At 41.0% G+C, this 17,932-nt stretch carries 22 protein-coding genes; 7 read left to right on the top strand and 15 right to left on the bottom strand.

The genetic code is table 11. The annotated features are described in order from the left end of the window. Positions 1–27: 27 nt before the first annotated feature. Genes AC6CH7_RS11020 through AC6CH7_RS11035 form a run of 4 tightly spaced genes read right to left on the bottom strand, consistent with a single transcriptional unit; the run spans position 28 to position 2,249 of the window. The gene (locus AC6CH7_RS11020) at positions 28–414 is read right to left on the bottom strand and encodes an outer membrane beta-barrel protein (RefSeq protein ID WP_498263095.1); all 387 of its coding nucleotides are present in this window, start codon (positions 412–414) and stop codon (positions 28–30) included. Beyond that, entirely contained in the window at positions 369–683 is a 315-nt protein-coding gene (locus AC6CH7_RS11025; RefSeq protein WP_498262749.1) for an outer membrane beta-barrel protein, read from the bottom strand. Before AC6CH7_RS11025 ends, AC6CH7_RS11020 begins: the two co-directional genes overlap by 46 nt. Next, positions 632–1,798, bottom strand: a complete 1,167-nt coding sequence (locus tag AC6CH7_RS11030) for a DUF418 domain-containing protein (RefSeq protein WP_498262750.1) — start codon at positions 1,796–1,798, stop codon at positions 632–634. Before AC6CH7_RS11030 ends, AC6CH7_RS11025 begins: the two co-directional genes overlap by 52 nt. A gap of 4 nt (positions 1,799–1,802) precedes the next feature. Continuing rightward, the gene (locus tag AC6CH7_RS11035; protein WP_498262751.1) at positions 1,803–2,249 is read right to left on the bottom strand and encodes a DinB family protein; all 447 of its coding nucleotides are present in this window, start codon (positions 2,247–2,249) and stop codon (positions 1,803–1,805) included. A gap of 184 nt (positions 2,250–2,433) precedes the next feature. Between AC6CH7_RS11035 and AC6CH7_RS11040 the strand changes: the two genes are divergently transcribed. From AC6CH7_RS11040 to AC6CH7_RS11050, 3 genes are all read left to right on the top strand, one after another. Continuing rightward, positions 2,434–3,405 carry an aldo/keto reductase gene (locus AC6CH7_RS11040; RefSeq protein WP_498262752.1) on the top strand — a complete coding sequence of 324 codons (972 nt, stop codon included), beginning with the start codon at positions 2,434–2,436 and terminating at the stop codon, positions 3,403–3,405. A gap of 44 nt (positions 3,406–3,449) precedes the next feature. After that, positions 3,450–4,262 carry a helix-turn-helix domain-containing protein gene (locus AC6CH7_RS11045; RefSeq protein ID WP_498262753.1) on the top strand — a complete coding sequence of 271 codons (813 nt, stop codon included), beginning with the start codon at positions 3,450–3,452 and terminating at the stop codon, positions 4,260–4,262. Between the two features lie 118 nt (positions 4,263–4,380). After that, entirely contained in the window at positions 4,381–5,559 is a 1,179-nt protein-coding gene (locus AC6CH7_RS11050) for a serine hydrolase domain-containing protein (protein ID WP_498262754.1), read from the top strand. A 45-nt stretch (positions 5,560–5,604) separates the two neighbouring features. On the opposite strand, the gene AC6CH7_RS11055 is transcribed toward AC6CH7_RS11050, so the two are convergent. Next, positions 5,605–6,438, bottom strand: coding sequence for a DUF6929 family protein (locus AC6CH7_RS11055; protein WP_498262755.1), 834 nt, complete (start codon positions 6,436–6,438; stop codon positions 5,605–5,607). A gap of 120 nt (positions 6,439–6,558) precedes the next feature. On the opposite strand from AC6CH7_RS11055, the gene AC6CH7_RS11060 reads away from it, so the two are divergent. Then, positions 6,559–7,344 (top strand): hypothetical protein, encoded by a 786-nt coding sequence (locus AC6CH7_RS11060; RefSeq protein ID WP_498262756.1) that lies wholly within the window; start codon positions 6,559–6,561, stop codon positions 7,342–7,344. Positions 7,345–7,440: 96 nt separating this feature from the next. Here AC6CH7_RS11060 and AC6CH7_RS11065 read toward each other — a convergent pair whose 3' ends face one another. The 3 genes from AC6CH7_RS11065 to AC6CH7_RS11075 all read right to left on the bottom strand — a co-directional run bounded on the left by AC6CH7_RS11065 (position 7,441) and on the right by AC6CH7_RS11075 (position 10,860). Beyond that, a complete protein-coding gene (locus AC6CH7_RS11065; RefSeq protein WP_498262757.1) occupies positions 7,441–7,818 on the bottom strand; it encodes a hypothetical protein in 378 nt (125 codons plus the stop codon). Positions 7,819–8,373: 555 nt separating this feature from the next. Further along, the gene (gene tssD / locus AC6CH7_RS11070; RefSeq protein ID WP_498262758.1) at positions 8,374–8,847 is read right to left on the bottom strand and encodes a type VI secretion system tube protein TssD; all 474 of its coding nucleotides are present in this window, start codon (positions 8,845–8,847) and stop codon (positions 8,374–8,376) included. Between the two features lie 150 nt (positions 8,848–8,997). After that, positions 8,998–10,860, bottom strand: coding sequence for a LuxR family transcriptional regulator (locus tag AC6CH7_RS11075; protein WP_498262759.1), 1,863 nt, complete (start codon positions 10,858–10,860; stop codon positions 8,998–9,000). A 208-nt stretch (positions 10,861–11,068) separates the two neighbouring features. Between AC6CH7_RS11075 and AC6CH7_RS11080 the strand changes: the two genes are divergently transcribed. Continuing rightward, a complete protein-coding gene (locus AC6CH7_RS11080) occupies positions 11,069–11,401 on the top strand; it encodes a magnetosome magnetite crystal formation protein family (protein WP_498262760.1) in 333 nt (110 codons plus the stop codon). Positions 11,402–11,416: 15 nt separating this feature from the next. On the opposite strand, the gene AC6CH7_RS11085 is transcribed toward AC6CH7_RS11080, so the two are convergent. The 4 genes from AC6CH7_RS11085 to AC6CH7_RS11100 form a co-directional block, all read right to left on the bottom strand. Next, positions 11,417–12,433, bottom strand: coding sequence for an LLM class flavin-dependent oxidoreductase (locus tag AC6CH7_RS11085; RefSeq protein ID WP_498262761.1), 1,017 nt, complete (start codon positions 12,431–12,433; stop codon positions 11,417–11,419). 217 nt (positions 12,434–12,650) lie between these two features. Then, entirely contained in the window at positions 12,651–13,112 is a 462-nt protein-coding gene (locus AC6CH7_RS11090) for a YybH family protein (RefSeq protein WP_498262762.1), read from the bottom strand. A gap of 135 nt (positions 13,113–13,247) precedes the next feature. After that, positions 13,248–13,616 carry a hypothetical protein gene (locus AC6CH7_RS11095; protein ID WP_498262763.1) on the bottom strand — a complete coding sequence of 123 codons (369 nt, stop codon included), beginning with the start codon at positions 13,614–13,616 and terminating at the stop codon, positions 13,248–13,250. Between the two features lie 166 nt (positions 13,617–13,782). Beyond that, positions 13,783–14,031: a hypothetical protein gene (locus tag AC6CH7_RS11100; protein WP_498262764.1), complete on the bottom strand. Its 249-nt coding sequence runs from the start codon at positions 14,029–14,031 to the stop codon at positions 13,783–13,785. A gap of 389 nt (positions 14,032–14,420) precedes the next feature. On the opposite strand from AC6CH7_RS11100, the gene AC6CH7_RS11105 reads away from it, so the two are divergent. Then, positions 14,421–14,798: a helix-turn-helix domain-containing protein gene (locus tag AC6CH7_RS11105; protein ID WP_498262765.1), complete on the top strand. Its 378-nt coding sequence runs from the start codon at positions 14,421–14,423 to the stop codon at positions 14,796–14,798. A 74-nt stretch (positions 14,799–14,872) separates the two neighbouring features. On the opposite strand, the gene AC6CH7_RS11110 is transcribed toward AC6CH7_RS11105, so the two are convergent. The 3 genes from AC6CH7_RS11110 to AC6CH7_RS11120 all read right to left on the bottom strand — a co-directional run bounded on the left by AC6CH7_RS11110 (position 14,873) and on the right by AC6CH7_RS11120 (position 17,436). Next, positions 14,873–15,103 (bottom strand): hypothetical protein, encoded by a 231-nt coding sequence (locus AC6CH7_RS11110; RefSeq protein ID WP_498262766.1) that lies wholly within the window; start codon positions 15,101–15,103, stop codon positions 14,873–14,875. A gap of 554 nt (positions 15,104–15,657) precedes the next feature. Continuing rightward, on the bottom strand, positions 15,658–16,929 hold the full coding sequence (locus AC6CH7_RS11115) for an epoxide hydrolase family protein (protein ID WP_498262767.1): 1,272 nt from the start codon (positions 16,927–16,929) through the stop codon (positions 15,658–15,660). 234 nt (positions 16,930–17,163) lie between these two features. After that, positions 17,164–17,436 (bottom strand): hypothetical protein, encoded by a 273-nt coding sequence (locus tag AC6CH7_RS11120; protein ID WP_498262768.1) that lies wholly within the window; start codon positions 17,434–17,436, stop codon positions 17,164–17,166. A gap of 42 nt (positions 17,437–17,478) precedes the next feature. Between AC6CH7_RS11120 and AC6CH7_RS11125 the strand changes: the two genes are divergently transcribed. Then, on the top strand, positions 17,479–17,883 hold the full coding sequence (locus AC6CH7_RS11125; RefSeq protein WP_498262769.1) for a cupin domain-containing protein: 405 nt from the start codon (positions 17,479–17,481) through the stop codon (positions 17,881–17,883). The last annotated feature ends 49 nt before the right edge of the window (positions 17,884–17,932 follow it).

Here is a 17,932-nt window from a genome sequence, read left to right on the forward strand (position 1 = left end):
CAAGAAAAATGGGTCTTTACGGTATTTTTAGTTTCTATTTCCGCTTCTTGCCTGTCTAATCGATTGGCTATCTTTAAGATTAAAACGATAAACCCTAGATAAACGATAACGTGAAGCATTGTGGTTACTTATCTGATTATAAATATAATTATCGCCAGTGGTTAAAGTCTTAGTTTTGCGTGTATTGAGTACATTACTTCCATCTAGTGTGATTGTCATTTTATCTTTCAGGCCATTTCTACTTAGTCCGAAATCCAGATAGTGAACAGACCAGGTATGGCTTTGTGCATTGGTTGTTGCACCTGTATAATTGTAACGTAACTGTAAATTCATCATCGTTGATATTTTTGCTTGAGTACTAAACCTTTCTATTGTGGCATTTCCTTTAAAATTAAAATCCTGACCCAGATAAATCCGTTTTGCTGGAACTCATAACCATTTAATTCGGCATTCAGCTGTAACCATTTCCATGGGGTATAAAGTAAAGATAGCTCAAGCCCCTGTCTGATCTCACGGTCAATATTAACAAGAATGGTATAGAATATATCTGTATTCCGATAGGTGTACATCTGGATAATATCAGAGTTATTTTGGTAGTAGACAGAAGGATTAAAGGTTAAATAATTGGATGTTATTTTTTTAACGGTAAACGTTTCCTGTAGCTTAATTGACGCCAGATCCACTCAATTGGTCCATAATTATAGCGCGATAACCACCAATAGCTAAAATAAACCTGTAAGGTATAAATACCTATTGCAAGTGCCAGATAAAACCAGATTGGTTGAGTGTTCCAAATACCTAATCCAAAACCAGAGAAGATGAACATTCCTATCATATTTTGCATCATATAATTGGTTAAGGTCATTCTCCCTATCACCGCTAAACTTGCAAAAAAGTGTTTGCATTTGTCAGTAATGTACAACCAGCATATTATGCAGCAAATACATATCATTGTACTTAAAATTAGCCAGTACTGCATGTTGTAATACTTTTTAGTTGTCCATTTTAACTCTTTAGCAATCAGGAAAAAAGCCGTAAGCAACAAGGTAATTATCAATGAAATCCAGAAAGCTCGTATGATGTATTTTCTCTTGAATTTAAGATCAGCAAAGAAGTTATTTCTGTATAAGGTAAATCCCCATAAAAAACAACAGAACATCACTACATGGACAGTATACAGATAGGGCTTACTGATGATCAAAGCAAAATAGGTGCCTTTAAGGCCAAACCACAGCACATCTGCTAAATTATTGCTTTTATACAGGTAAAATAATGAGCCAAACTGTTTTGAACCCGCATCATTCAAAGAACTTACATAGGAATGAAGTGCTGGAATGGATAACAACAAAATAATGCTTGCGATAAAAGTGGTTTTGGCTGAACTTCGATAAAAGAGCAGCAGCAGCAGTCCTAAAATGGCATAATCTTTCAAGATATCACCAAAGAAGATGGCACTGTTAATTAATGCCAATAGCAAAAGCCAGAACATCCGCCCTGCAAAAAAGCCATATGGATTGTCCCCTTTCTTGCTAATATGGTTCATTAAAACAGCAAAACCATAGCCAAATAAGAGGCTGAGCATGGTCCATGATTTAGCGGCGAAAACGGTCTTTGCAGCATACATTAATATGCTCGTCAAAGTGTCTGGCTTAGGAGTTTCAAAATTTTTGTCAAGTGTAAAAAAATCGTAATAGTTCATTAAAACTACACCAAACAGTGCCCACCCCCGTAGTATATCTACTATTGGCGTGCGTTTATTGAGTTGTAGAGGCTGAGGGGATAGATCGTTCAAGAGCATGTCATTATGATTGTAACCTCACAAATTGTATATAATCCGTATTAACTGGGTTAATGTTGTGCAACTTCATTTCTTTAGCTATTTGCGCACGGTGATAGGTGCCATGATTAAAAACGTGCATCAAAATATCATTAACGGATGTTTCAAAATAGCCAGCTGTCGAGGTTGTGTATTTTATCATCGGGGAATCCTTCGCTTCCAGATATTCCATTTTTGACAAAGCATTTGAACTTTCTTCGAGCAGCATGCTGCATGTTTCAAGATCGTTTACTTGCCATACAGCAATATCTGGTGTAATACCACTAATTCTGCAAACCCATATCTTTTGCGCATTTACGATGTGACTGAACAATATAATACATGATTCTGGAAGCGAATGAGAATTTGTCTTTAAGGCATCTAGCAAAAGTGAATTTGCCCAATTGTTGTATTTGCAGAATTGCTTTAACATAGCAGCTGTTGTTTTATTTATGAATTTAAGATTTTTATGGGAATTTTTATTTTATACTTATTACCTAAATGAAACGGCACTATTGATAAGTTGAGCCTTACAGACAAGTAAATTGAGCCATATAGGAAATAGCAGGTGAATAAAAGTAATGATCTTTGATTCGTTAATACGTAAATTATCAGCTATGGAACAGATCACAAAAATAAACCTCGGCAAAAATGGTCCGCTAGTATCTAAACTCGGATTAGGCTGCATGCGCATGTCCTCGGTTTGGGGAGGCCCGGTAAATGACGAGAAGGAAAGCATCGCTACCATTCAGGAAGCATTAGACAAAGGCATCAATTTTTTAAATACTGGAGACTTTTATGGCAGCGGACACAACGAGCTGCTGATAGGGAAGGCCATCAAAAATAGAAGGAACGATGCGTTCATCAGTGTAAAGTTTGGTGCGATCTTTTACAATGGCCAGTGGATTGGCCTGGACCTGCGTCCAATAGCCATCAAGAATTTTATCAATTATTCTTTGGTACGTTTGGGGATCGATACGATTGATCTTTATCAGCCATGCAGAATTGACAATAGTGTGCCAGTTGAAGACATCATAGGAACTGTCGCAGACCTAATCACCGAAGGAAAGGTGCGCCACCTTGGCGTCTCTGAAATTACCTCAGCGCAATTGCGTGAGGCGAATAGCATATACCCTGTAACTGCATTGGAAATTGGGTATTCACTAGCCGATCGACAGATAGAAAGCGACCTGCTTCCTACAGCCAAAGAACTGGGGATTGGTGTAGTAGCGTTTGCCAATACCGCTGAAGGATTGCTTACCGGGGAGATGACCGCGCCACTTCCAGCTAATGACCACCATAATCACTTTACACGTTTTCAAGGAGACAATCTCATTAAAAATCTGGAAAAAGTTGAAGTATTAAGGCAAATCGCAAAAGAAAAAGGATACAGCCCGACACAACTGGCGATCGCTTGGGTCAACAATCAGGGAGAACACATCATGCCATTGGTAAGCATGAGCCGCAGATCAAGATTGCCAGAGAATATGCAAGCAATGGAGATCATTTTCAGTCCTGAAGAGCTTAACGCCCTTAACGCACAATTTTCGCCCGGGTCGATCCTTGGTGACACTTATCTGCAACGATAATGGCCGGGGCTGCAAAGCCCCGCCTATTTTAATATCTTTACATCATGACCAATCCAACTGAAATAATTCCTGGGGTGATCTTTTATTCCTATTTCTCGGCTCAGAGAAAAGAGAAAGTAGGATTTTTTGAGCATAGTACATTAGTGTTACAGGTTTCAGGGCAGTTTACCCTGGAGACTGCCAGCCAAAAGGTTTCGATGAAATGCGGCCAGATGCTGCTGATACGGAAAAATCAATTGGGAGAAATCACCAAAACACCGCTGGAAGGCCAGGACTATCAAACGATTATCATTTGCCTAAAGGAAGACTTGCTCCGGCAGGTTGCCCTGGAGAAGCAAATAGATACCAGGCACAAATATACTGGTCCGTCCAACGTTCTTATTCCGGAAAATGATTTTTTACATGGCTTTTTCCAATCCATAATACCCTATGTGCGTCATTCGGAAGAAAAGATCACCAGGGATATGGGGATGCTCAAGGTGAGAGAAGCAGTTCAGTTGCTTCTCCATACGCTTCCTGAACTCAAGGATTTTCTATTCGATTTCTCTGAGCCGTACAAGATGGATCTGGAAAAATTCATGCTTAGCAACTTTCACTTCAATGTTCCTGTTGAAAAATTTGCACAACTAACCGGAAGAAGCCTTGCAGGCTTTAAGCGTGATTTTCAAAAAGCATTCAATATGTCGCCCAGACACTGGCTACAGGAAAAACGGTTGACGGAGGCCCGACATCTTATTGAGAATAAGCAAAGGAAACCGTCTTCGATCTACCTTGAACTTGGATTTGAAAGCCTTTCTCATTTCTCTCATTCCTTTAAAAAGAAATTCGGCAAGGCACCTACTGAGGTAATATCTTGATTTTATAACCTCACTCCTACCACTTTTTCAGATAATCTATTTAAAGCTGCAAAGAAATGAAAGGCTGACTGTAACACATACGGGTATCAAACATCATAGTATAAATCAACTAATAACTATGAAAAATAAATTCCTCCTCATATGTGTTTCATTGCTAGTACTACTGGGCGATTCTGCAACAGTTTCGTCCCAAACAAACAAAACACTTTTAACTGACAATCCTCTAGAAGATCATTTGGATTCTGCAATCCAAAAAGCATCAGCCACTTACATGGCTAACCCTGGGACAGTAGGTCTTTCTATCGCCATCTATCAAAATGGACGCAGTTACCATTATAATTATGGAGAATCAAAAAAGGGAACGGGTCATCTTATCAAGACAGATCAATTCTTCAATCTGGGATCTGTAGCGAAAACCTTTATAGGCATAATACTGGCAGAAGCGGTTATTCAAAAAAAAGCAAATTTAAACGACGACATTCGAAAATATTTGCCTGGAGAATACCATAATCTACAATATGAAGGACACCCAGTTAGACTAGTTGACATCGCCAATCACACATCCGCCCTACCAAAATCATCAAGGAATTTCCCTTCAAAAGTAATGGACAGCATAAAAACCCTATCTCTTCCTGGACAACTCAATTTTTTTGAAAGATACAATCAGGACTCTCTGTTAAAAGATATGCATCACTTCCAACTAGATACCATTCCCGGCACCAAATATGATTATAACGGAAACGCAATGACCATCCTGATTCTTTTACTGGAGCGTATTTACCATCAGGCTTATGAGCAGCTAGTCACACAATATCTCAAAATGCATCTTCAGCTTTACGATACCCGAACAAAAATACCCGTAAATCAGTTGAACCGGTTTATACAAGGATATAAAGATGCCTCACGTTCCGTACAGTGGTATGATCTCAAGAATAACATCTCTGCCGAAATCAATACCAATTTATTCTATCCAGGTGGACCCAGCATGAATTCTACCATGGCGGATATGTTGAAATATGTAATTGCCAATGTGAAAGAAAAAGACCCTGCAATTAAGCTAGCCCATCAGCAAACCTTTCTTAAATCAGATGGCACAAGTGTAGCCTTGGGATGGATGTCCGGTGAATACAATGGCAAGCGTTTTCTCTATCATAGCGGACGTACAGGCATTGGATTCAGCACGTTATGTGTCATTTACCCTCACGAAGATCTTGGTATTATGATACTTGTTAATGATACCATTAATCAGGACAATGTATCTGATCTAGGTAATGCTATTAGAGATGCCTTAATGTAAATTTAATGAGGGTTACATCGAATCTTTATCCGCAAATTTTGGAGATTAAAGTTTGAGCTTCAATAGATAGATATCTGCCTCCAATTGATCGCTATCATTATCTTCGCACAAGAGGAATGATAGTTCGTTCTCCGAGTTATACTGTAAAGTAAGCCCCTCAAATTTATGCTGGTCAGAGATTTCTTTTGTGAATATTACTTCCATTGTTTTTACGTCAATACAGCCTATCAGGCTTCCTGAAATTTCACCATCATTATAGGTAGAATTCGTATTTTCCGCTGTCGCTAAAAAGTAAAGTTTATCCCCCACATCAACGACATCGGTAAAACCAGTGCGGATCCCTCTAATTGCTGGGAGCTTTAACTCAGCAAAGGTAATTTTAGCATTTCCGTCTAAATCCTTTCCATGAACAGTAAAAACAATATTCCGTCCAGAGTTTCCATTGCCCCGATTAAAGAAATACCAGGCATCTCCTTTATAAACTACCCCTTCTATATTAAAATTTTTTGCGTTCAATCCAGCTAATACCTGCATGCTTTTGTATAATGAAGATAAATCAAGAACGGAAGTCCTTTCCTTTGTAGCTGAATTAAGCTGAATCATTTTTGTTCGGTGTGCAGTAGATCCGGATCCAAAAAGATAAAATGAATCTCTATAAAAGGCAAGCGCCTCAAAATCTGGTTTGATCTCCTTTTTTATATTTTCAGCCGGGGACTCGCTTAGCGCATAACGCTTTAATGCGGATGATTTGAGCTCATATTCATAGAAATAAGAACTGTTGTCTCCAATGATATAAAGCGATTTGTCCTTTAAAAATAAACCAGATGCAGAACCTATTCCAATAATATGGAATAACAATTCAATTGTAAACCTATTCATTTAACGTTATCAAAGATAACGAATTTAGGTAAGTAAATATGGCCTGCTTCAGTCTTCACAATAATTATTTTAATTACGCTAATTTATCCTTAAATTACGTAAAGACGACAAGAATCTATCATGTCAAAAATTAATTACAATCCGGCGCTCAGGGCGCAGTATCAGGATCTTTTTGATACCTGCATCATTAAATCAGTGAAATACCTCACTGTAGATGCTGTGGTAAATAAGATTCTGACTGGGATGGGCCGTTATCAGGCGGTGGGTGTCCCGTTAAGTATACCATGGTATTTCATTGGCATCGTACATTATATGGAAGGTAACTGTAATTTCAAAACCCATCTTCACAACGGTGATCCCTTAACAGCCAGAACCATTCATGTTCCCCCAGGCAGGCCTATTGGTGGCACAGCACCTTTTACATGGGAATTTAGTGCGCAGGATGCGCTTAAGCTTAAAAAGCTGGAACAATGGCCTGATTGGGATATTCCTGGTATCCTTTATAAGCTGGAACAATACAATGGGTTTGGCTACAGAAATTTAAAGGAGCCCATTCCTAGTCCATATCTGTGGAGTTTCAGCAATCACTATAGTAAAGGAAAATATGTAGCAGATGGACACTATGATCCCAATGCGGTGTCTGCCCAATGCGGTGCGGCAGTTATCTTAAGACGCTTCACTGAAAAACAGTTGATCGATGGCGGTATTGACAGGATCAGTCTAACCAGGCAATTAGCACAAGAAGTGAGCTTTTCACCACTAAAATATGCTGTCAAAGCAGAACAGCTACAGCGGTGGCTGGTAAAATTAGGTGCAATTATAAAAATTGATGGTAAAGCGGGCCGTTTCACAAGTGATGCTTACAAAAATATAACAGGCGAATATCTTTCAGGGGATCCAAGATGATTGCTAAAGTCTATAAATATTGAAGATGCATCTTTAAAGGGACAGTCTGGTGTTTCAACACTGTCCCTCACTGATGATTCGAGAATGGCTATGCTGCTAGTTAACAATAACGCTAATGCTATAATCAATTACAACATTCTCAAAATAAGCCAAAGTGCTGCCATATTTAGAGGCCGAGCCACAATAGAAGCTATAATTGTAGGTATGATAAGGGGTATCATACGGAGCGGCGACTTCTACCCTAACATTATAAGTCCCCTGAGGCACATATAAGTTAGCATAACTATGTGGGCTGGCGGTTACAGAACTATAATAGCCTGAAGAATTACTAACCGTTACCGTTGAATTGTAATAAGTGCCATTTCCAAAGGACACGGTAACGTCAGAGAATGGTACTTTGGCGGTCTTGCTCGTCCATGAGCCACATAAAATAATGGTGCAAAAAATCAGGGATAATTGAATTGCTTTTTTCATAATGGTTTGAAATTTAAGGGTTAATGATTATTATAAAAGATCCTTTATAAAAATTAAGGTCATTGTGGAAAGTTCATCAACACACTTTACCAGCAGTTGTCAGGCTTTATTTTTTAATGCTTTTTAGCCCAATGTTGAGTTTCCGGAATTCATATCTTTGTTCTTGATGGTCGGTTATAGTTCGTTTCGGCATTACAAGTTAATTTTTATTGATGTATAATCCTTGTAACATGTTGCCTGATTATGACTATATTGTATCATCTCAATCCTCCATATACAATCAAAGGATTGTTCGGTTATGGCTTTTTATAAGCAGGCCCAACACTCAGATATCACGGCAGCTAAACTCAGGTTTAACTGGAGCACAGACCTGTTATACTCCTGTAAGGTACTTGTTGATATTATACCGTGACTGAACCATTTGTATACCCTGATGCTAGGAGAGCAAACATCCCGCTAAATTTTATAGCGGCAGTGAATTACCTGGACGCGCGGGACACACAGAGTGGTATCCCGCCGCTTACCCCAGGCACCGAGCGCTACACAATATTTTATTTATTTTTTCTGTTCGGTATAAATTGCTACCCCGTCAATAATGAGCGCGCTAACATACAGAGACATCTGAATATACGAAGTCTTGTCACTGGCCATAAAACTTTCGGCAACATTGCCGCTTATGCCCCCCTTAAAAGCTATTGTTCTGGGTGGCTTTCCCATCTCAGTGGCTTCCATACTTATTGATCCATCTGCCTGTTTAATTTCCCCGGCTATCCATTTTAAAAGAAATGGATCCATATCCTGCTTAAAATCGATACTAACGGTACAAGTACCTGGATCTTTGGCTAAACCTGTGTCCTGGGATTTTGTGTAGGAATACACTACATTATTCAGCAGATAGGTCTGAGCGGTTTTGGTTTCAGGATCAGTCAGCTTTAATTTGATCACCCTTTCTGTTTGCTGACCAAAGGTGTTAAGGGTAAATGCCAGGCATACCAGCATTAATAACCCGCATATTTTTATGTTTTTCATTAGTAGATGTTTACTTTATACAAAAGTATTTCTCTATCTGCCCTGAATCAAGAAATCCGGGACTACATACAGACTACTACATCTAATAGCTGCGTCTACAATACATCTACAAAAACCAGTGATCCTTCATTTAAACGTGTTTTATCTATATTATTCCTCAGACCGGATAAAATTGTCGAGATTATCTTCTTTATCAAGGCCAAACTTTTGCTTGATTCGGTAACGTGCCATACGGATACTTTTGGGTTCGATTCCCAGCCTTGTGGCCACCTCTTTATTGGACAAGCCCATCAGGATATAAGCACAATATTTCAAATCAAGACGGGTAAGTGATTGGTTCGCTTTCTTTTGAAGTCGGTCAAAGAAAACCGGATTGCTTTCAAAAAAATCAGTTTTGAGCTCCTCAAAGTCTTTGTCTATCCTTTTCTGCTGATGTATAATTCGCTTGATCTGTTCATCTAGTGTAAGGTGGCTATCAGTGCTAACCTTTCCCGACAGCAATTCGAGCAATTCATTTTTTTGTTCCATCTGCAGGTTACCTGCCAATACCTCTTTCTGCAAACGTCCCTGGCGTTCCTTAAGCAAAACCTGTTCTGTCTGGAGTTGCATGGCTTCTACTTCCTTCAGCTGCGCCCGTAATTCTGCGGCTCCTTTTTCTTTATCAATGAGTTCCTGTTTTCTGATTGATGCTTTCAGTTTATAATTATATGACCTCAATAAAAAGAGCAACGCTGTTATTCCTGTTAATGCCAATAGGATATAAAAAATATTGCGCTTTTTGGTAAAGGCAGCTTCTTGCTGTAAGTACGCAATTTTCTGTTCCTTTTTTTCAGATTGATATTGTGCTTCCACCTTTTGGATGATATTGATCTTCTCTTCATCAAAAGCCTCTTTATTAAACTCAACATACTGTTTTAAATAATTCAGGGCCGCCTGCTGATCTCCTTTTTTTTCAGCAATATGAGAAAGACCCAGAAACATTCTGGCTTTGGTTAATGGCATTTTTATCACACCATCTGCTACAGCGTTCAATCCTGTCAGCAACATCTTTTCAGCTTCATTATAATTTCCATCGCGTAAAGCGTATTCGCTTTTTAAGCCATAGCAGTTTACCAGGACTTCCTGCAAATTGGTGTTTGTTGCAATCCGGATTGCGATATCAGTATATTTCTCAGCACTGTCTCTGTAGGCATTGGGAAAATACTGGAAATAACTGTTGGCCGTATTTAGCGCAATCGCTGCAGTATTGCTACGGATAAGCAATCTGCCACTTTGTTTTTCAGCCAGTAAGAGTGATTTCTTATAAATGCTTAACGCCGAATCCAATAAATTTCGTTTGTTCGTGTCCAGCTTAAAACGATCAAAATAAGTTTGTCCAATGGTAAAATATGCTGTGTTTAACGCATCTATCTGTTTACTTTTCAGCGCCGTCTGATAACATAGCTCAGCATATTTTCTTTGCTTGTCCGGGTCATTTCCATATCCGTAAAAGCTTGCCAGGTAATGGTATACTGTACTTTCATATTCATAGGCCTGCTGCCCTTTAAAGAAATCAAGTGCTTTCAGGAATTTGGTGATCGCCTTATCATTTTCATCATTTATAAGATCCAGCCAGCCATTTCTAAGTGATACAAAACCCAAGGTTTGCGGGTCTTTTGTCTTTGCGGCATAATACAAGGCGCTATCGCGGCTTTGATAAGCGTGTTTCAGGTCTTTTTTCCAGACATAAAGATGGATCAATGTAGCAAAAGCCATGGCTTTGCCCCTGCCATCTTTCATTCCCGAGCCTATTTGAAGGGCCTTATCAGCGAGTGTAAATGACAGCGGCAGATCTTTCTCAAAATTAGCCTTTGCCAGTTTACAGAGCGTATTTACACGCTCGGACTCAGAAAGGCTGCTTTGTGCCAGCAGGTGATTCAGCGAATCGGTATATATTTTTTGTGCTATTGTCTCTTTCAGAAAAACAAGACAGAAAACTGTGCTGATCAGTAGTGGTTTCAGTGGTAGCCGCATATTCAAAAATATAAAAAGAAATCCTTCTGTGAAACCGGAAATAAGTCTAAATAACTGAATTAAAATCTTTTAAATGTTTTATGTAGTTGCATTGTAGACGCTGCTATCGAAAGCAGTAGTCGGTGTGTAGTCCCGGGTTTGTTGATTCAGGATAGACCGGGGCGTATTTTTGCAGTAAATAAGTATCTGTCAATTAAATTATATATCGATGAAAACTAAGACAATGGCCATTGTAGCCTATTTCACCATCATTGGATGGATCGTTTGTTACCTAGAGTTTAAAAAAGCTACCCAAAAGAGTCGCCTGGTTAATTATCATTTAGGGCAAGCTCTCGGAGTAATGATCACCTCTATTGCATTGAGTATCATTTGCAGCATTATCCTTGCAGTGATTCCCACTTTAGGAACTGTTTTTTACCTGATTATGCTCGTGCCACTGATCCTTCTGTTATTTGGTGCGATCGCGGCCTCCAACGAAGTTGAAAAACCTGTACCCCTGATCGGAAAAATATTTGAGGGAAAATTCAATTTCGCTTCTTAGAAGAAGCGATTTGAATTATTTTTTCAATAACGGTATAACTTTTTCGCCGATTAGCGCTATAGATCTCAATAACTGCTGATGGCTTAGCCCTGCATTATCCATCTGAAAAGTAAACCTGTCAACGCCTCCTAAGGATTCACTGTGCCGTAGCAGTTTTTGGACAACCTGCTCTGGATCACCCAATACCAGCACCCCTTTTGGGCCAGCCAAATGATCAAACTGTGTTCTGGTTACCGCGGGCCATCCACGTTCCCGGCCGAGTTTGGTCCACAGTTCTGCATATCCGGGATAATAATCTGCAATGGCCTGCTCGGTAGTTGCCCCAACATAGCCCGGGGAGTGCAGGCCGACTTTTAAATCCTCAGGGGCGAAGCCCGCGCGGTGTCCTGCTTCACGGTACAAGTCGATCAAGGGGCGGAATCGTTCGGTTTCCCCACCAATTATCGCCACCATAAGTGGTAAACCTAATGAACCCGCCCGTGCAAAGGATTCGGGTGTGCCCCCCACCCCCAGCCAAACCGGCAGTTTATCCTGAAAAGCGCGCGGATATACCGGCTGGTTCTGCAACGGGGGTCTGAATCTGCCAGACCAGCTCACAAATTCCTGATCCCGGATACCCAGCAACAGATCCAGTTTCTCTGCAAACAGCGTGTCATAATCCTTAAGATCAAATCCAAACAGCGGATAGGCATCTATTGCCGAGCCGCGGCCAACGACAAGCTCTGCCCGACCTTTGGAGATCAGATCCAGTGTGGCAAAATTTTGATAGACACGCACGGGGTCAGAAGTGCTTAACACCGTAACGGCACTGGTAAGGCGAATCTGTTTGGTCCTTGCTGCAGCTGCAGAGAGAATCACCGCCGGGGCAGAATCCAGAAACTCCTTTTTATGATGCTCGCCAATACCAAAAACGTCCAGTCCGGCCTGATCGGCCATGGATATCCTGTCCAACAATTGTTCCATTGCCGATGTGCTGCTTAGTGTTTTACTGCCGTACATTGCCGAAGCAAAGCTGTCTATTCCTATTTCCATGTTATCTGTCTGGTTTTAACTCACCCAAATTTACTGCTCCCGAAACTAATGGATATTAACCTATGATAAGAAAATTCATTTTATCAGCTATCTTTTAAAGGCTTTCCAAATCCTGTGTAGCTAGTCGCTGTGTCTGGATCACATTAATCAGATGTAAATAGAATATTATGAGTAATTTTTGCTGAGCCAATTGGTAACTGGGATCCGGGCTCAGTTCTCAGGAAACCGCCGGCGGCTTTAACCCAACTGAAGCCTGTCCGGTCTGAATATCAAAAGGGATTGAGTTGTGGGCGTGAACGATCAGCCATTTTCCGTTAATTTTCTGGTAACAGGTTGTTTCCCGCCAGAACATATCGAGCATTCCCCCCGCTTTCCTGGAGGCAATTACATGGTTCAAATTGTAACAGAAAGCAACATCCTCGCGCACCAAAAGAAAGGGCTCCGCGATTTCAAAGCCAATTGGACCTTCGGCAAACGAACTGAACCAGCTTTCCAGGCGCCTTCTGATTGCATCCAGGCCCGAAAGCTGAAGCGGGTCAGTAACATCAAATGAAATAATCTTGTGAGAATAAAAAGATAAGGTCAGTTCCAGGTTCTTTTGCCTGATTGCTTCAAGCCGTTTATTGATTGTCCATAAAATCTGGGCCTCTTGTGCAGCCAGTAGATTATTATTTGTCATAATATAATTGTTAAATCACAGGTCGTCATTTTTTAGAAAGCCTATTTATAACCCATTAGCAATGGAAATTGTTTTGTCTGTTTCTCTCCGGGATGATGATTATTCTTATTTTACCTGCTATTTGTAAAATTGTATTTATTGCAGTGTGGAGGAGAATATAAAAAAGATAAAAGAAACGGCCCATACAGTCCAGCAGATCGTTCGGTTGATTTGATTATTGAGCCGGTGATTTTTAAATTCCTGAAATATCAGCTCACTGTTGCCCTTTTTTATTAAATACCTTTGAAGGACAACCAGGATGATGACATTGCAGGCTATTATGAATAGTTTGGTCCAGGATCCCATTGTCGTGAATTCCGGATCACCTAATAACCACAGGCCCAATATCAGCCAGCAAATACTAATTTCTACCAGCAGCAGACTTCTGAAATCACCAGCCCGTCTTTTAGGCTTATTCCGGTAGTGATAAAGGAATGTGAAATAGTAGAATCTTAGCAGTTTCATCCTTGATTTTTATTGGTTATGCAAGTTAATAAGTATTCTTGAGATGCCAGTTTCAACTGTCCAAGATCTTTTTGACGGGGCAGTAAATGCAAGCCTAAGCTGACTACATTCGAACTTCAGGGAAAAATTATCTTCCTGTGGCTCGAAATCTTTAACCTATATATTATTATTCTAGACCGCTATTATAATCCTTATAAAATACAGGAATAGATTTCTCAATTGATTTAATCAGCTTAAAAGGCGCGTGTACAAAAATCCGGTCGTTTGTTTGTAGCTGTTTCATAATGCTAGTTAATAATTCATTAGCCTTTAAGAGTTCGAGCTCTTTGTTGATAGAAATCAAATTCGGATGTTTGTTATTTGTGATGAAGTAGATTCCAATATAATCGCTCACAAAATTTGATAATACTGGCATAAAATTGTATTTTTTGGCATTGAGCGTCGAGAAAAACCGCTTCCCGGACCAGAGTGTCCGTGTCGGGTAAGCTGCCTGCAATTCCGCTGAATCACCCCAAGAGGTGGTCATTCCCGGGCACACTTTAGCCGGAAAATTGCACAGAACTAAAAAATGCAGCCAGCAGGTTTTGCGGGAAATACGCATATTTAACTGTGAAATATGCGTATTTCCCGTATTGGGTGCTATCTGTCGAAGAATTATCTTCGTAAAACAGAGAAAAACCGGTTAAATGCTGCCCTGAACAGATGAAAATGAGCTCTGACAGTTGTTTTCTCCGATATATGTGGTTTTTTTTGGGATTCTTTGACCGTTTAAGCCTTAATTATCTATTAAAATTAACGAAAAACATGGAATACAATACCGGAGAGATCGTTGAACTGGCAATTCGGCGACAAGAGTTTAGCATCACTGAGCTATCCAGACATTTACGCGTGAACAGGCGCACCCTATATAACTGGTTTACCAGGAAAGACCTTCACCCGGATTTGATCTTACAAATCGGCAGGATCATAAACTATGATTTTTATCCCGACTTCGAAAATGGCTTCTTTGGCTTTGATCATGAGCATACCCAGAGTATTCCCACCCCTCCCACCCATCAGATGCCTCAGGATTTGACCTTTTACTGGATGGGTAAGTATATTGAGTTACTCGAGGAATATAAAGGATTATTACGAAAAGACAGATCCAGGAAATCCGAAGCCTGTACAGCTGAAGATCATTGAATTAAACCAGTTCAATATCGATTCTATACCCTGCCGGGCAGACAGGCTCGTTGCCCGCAGTCTGCCGCATTTTGTTATAGCCTGTACCGAAGTTTGATATTTCTTCCTATAGCTTTAAGCAGTCCAGGATGATCATTTACTGTCGCATCCACAGCATCCCAGTCCCCCTTTGAATTGCAGGAAAGCTGGTATTCCATATCATTAAAGTTAATCCGGATTGTAGTGGTTTGTCTTGTTATTCCTTTGGTTAAAACTACGTAGGTATAGTCTTTTTCATCAAAAGTGATGCGCATTTGTAGATTCATAATGCCATTATAGCGTAAGAATTGTGGTTTTATTGTGCACTTTATTATTTATTCCGGAAACATTTATGAACGAAGGAAAACAGTTTTTGATTGCCTGCTGGACTGATCTTTCCAGTTGGTTTTTATAAAAATGAAACCCCGGACTGCTATTGTGGCTGATCTGGTGGCTGTTGCAGGTAAATAATGACTCGGAATAGCGGGGTATTGCAAAGTGCCATACCCTACTGCTGCCTTATGTTGTAAAGAAACTCATTGCTATTTTACCCGGCGCGGTTGTTTATGCTGTTTTTAGTTTACCTGCGTAGCAAGACCGTGTACCTGAAACTTTAACAGACCTGTTTTACCCTCATGAGCAGTATACCCTGCTCATTAACCGGTTAGCGCCTGATGAATTTAACTCTGCGGGCAGTTAAACAAAAAAGGACCTGAAAAAGCAGGTCCCTTTATCCCAGATCATAGACTGTTTATTTTATCGACAGGATTTGATAAAATGTGTTTTAACATGTTTTGGGATGCGGAAAATGAACCTCATCCATTCTTTCTTTTACTGTGTTCTATTTTCTCAACGTTTTGAATGCAGCACGCAGTTCCCGGGCAAATAACTGCGGCTCTTCCCATTGAGCAAAGTGACCGCCTTTACTGACCTCATTAAAATAAATCAGCTTGTGATAGCTCTTTTCCGCCCAGCTTTTTGGTGCCTGATAGATCTCACCGGGAAAGACGCTGATGGCCGCAGGGATCCAGATGTCTACTGCGTTGAAATTGTTGGCATTGTTCTCCCAGTAAAGCTGTGCTGCCGATGTTGCCGTATTGGTCAGCCAGTATAAGGATATGTCATCCAGCATTTCCTCTTTAGTGAGCGATTTCTCAGGGTCACCACCGCTAAAGGTCCAGTCTGCAAATTTATCATAGAAGAAGGCAGCCAGCCCTACCGGTGAATCAGATAAGCTGTAACCAATAGTTTGCGGACGGGTCACCATGATACCGGCATAACCAGCTCCTTTGGTATACAGATGATTTAAGGAATTATATGCGGCTTTTTCTTTCCCGGAAAGGCCCTGTGGAGCAGGGCTGCCGCTGGCTAGTAACTTTGCTATATCGGCAGGAACGGTTGCTGGCATATTTACGTGAATACCTAACAAACCTTCGGGTTTTTGTGCTGCCATCCGGTTGGCCACTACAGATCCCCAGTCTCCGCCACTGGATACATAAGTTTTATAGCCCAGACGTTTCATCAAAACATCCCAGGCCCGGCCAATGCGGTCGGCGCCCCATCCGGTACCTGTGGGTTTGCCGGAAAATCCATATCCGGGCATCGAAGGAATCACCACATCAAAAGCATCTTCTGCTTTGCCCCCATAGGCTTGCGGGTCGGTCAGCGGGCCAATGATCTTGGTCAGTTCAAATACCGAACCCGGCCAGCCGTGGGTGATTACCATTGGCAGTGCTTTCGGGTTTTTAGAACGTACGTGGATGAAATGAATGTCTATCCCGTCGATATTGGTGATAAATTGGGGGAAAGCATTTAGCTTGGCTTCTGCCTTTCTCCAGTTGTAGCCAGCACCCCAATATTGAACCAGGTCCTGGATTTTTGCCAGCTGGGCACCTTGTGAACGGTCAGTAACCGTCTCTTTTTCCGCCCACCTGGTATTTAGCACACGCTGACGGAGATCAGCTACTGTCTTTTCAGGAACATTGACATGGTATGAACGTATCAAAGAGGATGCCTCATCGCCTGTGGTGGTCTGGGCAAAAACAGGCGCAGATGATAGCAGCAGCGCAGCAATAAATGTTTTACCCGTAAGGGTGGTCAGTTTCGTTTTCATTATTTTGTCGTTTAAATTTTTTATTTATTAACTCAAAGGTATTTCCGGCTGATGGGCTGGGCGATCTCTAAATGAGCAAAGCGGACGATCTGCCTGCCCAACCAGCCATATCAGACCGCCAGGGCGCGTATACTTATTGCGCTGACCAAGACTTCACCAGCGCGCTCAGATCCCGCTGAAAACTGCCGATCTGCTCATCCTGTGCTACCCTAAAACCCGCTTGTTTCCCGCTGATTATGACGAATCACCAGTAAATTGCTCAAATGCATTATCAGCGCAGTATTTTGTACACCTGACTGTGAGGTAACCGATTGGCTTCAAAGAAATAAGGGCCGGATAAGTAAGCAATCCTGATCCCCGGGGCGTCCTGTCTGATGAGCTGCCGGCCAGCCAGACCATATCATAATCGGATCTGTCTAACCCGCCCCCTGCTTTGTCCTGTTCAACCACTCTGTCATCGTTCCGGGCGGATGAGTGCAATACCTTTGCTGTACAAAAAAAATACAACAGATCAATTAAATGATTTTTTAATTAAGATAAATAAACAAGATGAAAACGATTTTCAGATTACCCGTAACAGCCCTTATATTGAGTCTGTCTGCATTTCTTACACCAGACCCTGCCTTTGCCCAGCAACAAGGCGTTACGCGCACAGAATTACAGCGACATGATATCAGCACCCCCGGTTGGGAGACCCTACAGGCCAGAATAGATTTTGATAAAGGAACAGCTTTTGGTATGCATACGCATCCAGGGGAAGAAGTAATCTATGTACTCAAAGGGACATTTATTTATCAGGTTGCCGGAAAAGGACAGGTAATACTTAAAGCAGGTGATACACTCTTTATTCCTGCCGGTGTGGCTCATTCGGCAAAAAATATAGGAAAAACAAAGGCAACAGAGCTGGCCACATATATTGTTGAAAAAGGAAAGCCCATTTTGGTGAAAAAGTAAACTCATTTGCTTGTTGTCAGCGATCTGAAAAGTTGGGCTGGTTTTATGA

It is taken from the genome of Pedobacter sp. GQ55, assembly GCF_059758925.1.

Bases quoted from the DNA above. Each gene is read 5' to 3' on its own strand.
- AC6CH7_RS11030 (WP_498262750.1), bottom strand. From the start codon at position 1,798: ATGCTCTTGAACGATCTATCCCCTCAGCCTCTACAACTCAATAAACGC.
- AC6CH7_RS11035 (WP_498262751.1), bottom strand. From the start codon at position 2,249: ATGTTAAAGCAATTCTGCAAATACAACAATTGGGCAAATTCACTTTTG.
- AC6CH7_RS11040 (WP_498262752.1), top strand. From the start codon at position 2,434: ATGGAACAGATCACAAAAATAAACCTCGGCAAAAATGGTCCGCTAGTA.
- AC6CH7_RS11045 (WP_498262753.1), top strand. From the start codon at position 3,450: ATGACCAATCCAACTGAAATAATTCCTGGGGTGATCTTTTATTCCTAT.
- AC6CH7_RS11050 (WP_498262754.1), top strand. From the start codon at position 4,381: ATGAAAAATAAATTCCTCCTCATATGTGTTTCATTGCTAGTACTACTG.
- AC6CH7_RS11055 (WP_498262755.1), bottom strand. From the start codon at position 6,438: ATGAATAGGTTTACAATTGAATTGTTATTCCATATTATTGGAATAGGT.
- AC6CH7_RS11060 (WP_498262756.1), top strand. From the start codon at position 6,559: ATGTCAAAAATTAATTACAATCCGGCGCTCAGGGCGCAGTATCAGGAT.
- AC6CH7_RS11065 (WP_498262757.1), bottom strand. From the start codon at position 7,818: ATGAAAAAAGCAATTCAATTATCCCTGATTTTTTGCACCATTATTTTA.
- tssD (WP_498262758.1), bottom strand. From the start codon at position 8,847: ATGAAAAACATAAAAATATGCGGGTTATTAATGCTGGTATGCCTGGCA.
- AC6CH7_RS11075 (WP_498262759.1), bottom strand. From the start codon at position 10,860: ATGCGGCTACCACTGAAACCACTACTGATCAGCACAGTTTTCTGTCTT.
- AC6CH7_RS11080 (WP_498262760.1), top strand. From the start codon at position 11,069: ATGAAAACTAAGACAATGGCCATTGTAGCCTATTTCACCATCATTGGA.
- AC6CH7_RS11085 (WP_498262761.1), bottom strand. From the start codon at position 12,433: ATGGAAATAGGAATAGACAGCTTTGCTTCGGCAATGTACGGCAGTAAA.
- AC6CH7_RS11090 (WP_498262762.1), bottom strand. From the start codon at position 13,112: ATGACAAATAATAATCTACTGGCTGCACAAGAGGCCCAGATTTTATGG.
- AC6CH7_RS11095 (WP_498262763.1), bottom strand. From the start codon at position 13,616: ATGAAACTGCTAAGATTCTACTATTTCACATTCCTTTATCACTACCGG.
- AC6CH7_RS11100 (WP_498262764.1), bottom strand. From the start codon at position 14,031: ATGCCAGTATTATCAAATTTTGTGAGCGATTATATTGGAATCTACTTC.
- AC6CH7_RS11105 (WP_498262765.1), top strand. From the start codon at position 14,421: ATGGAATACAATACCGGAGAGATCGTTGAACTGGCAATTCGGCGACAA.
- AC6CH7_RS11110 (WP_498262766.1), bottom strand. From the start codon at position 15,103: ATGAATCTACAAATGCGCATCACTTTTGATGAAAAAGACTATACCTAC.
- AC6CH7_RS11115 (WP_498262767.1), bottom strand. From the start codon at position 16,929: ATGAAAACGAAACTGACCACCCTTACGGGTAAAACATTTATTGCTGCG.
- AC6CH7_RS11125 (WP_498262769.1), top strand. From the start codon at position 17,479: ATGAAAACGATTTTCAGATTACCCGTAACAGCCCTTATATTGAGTCTG.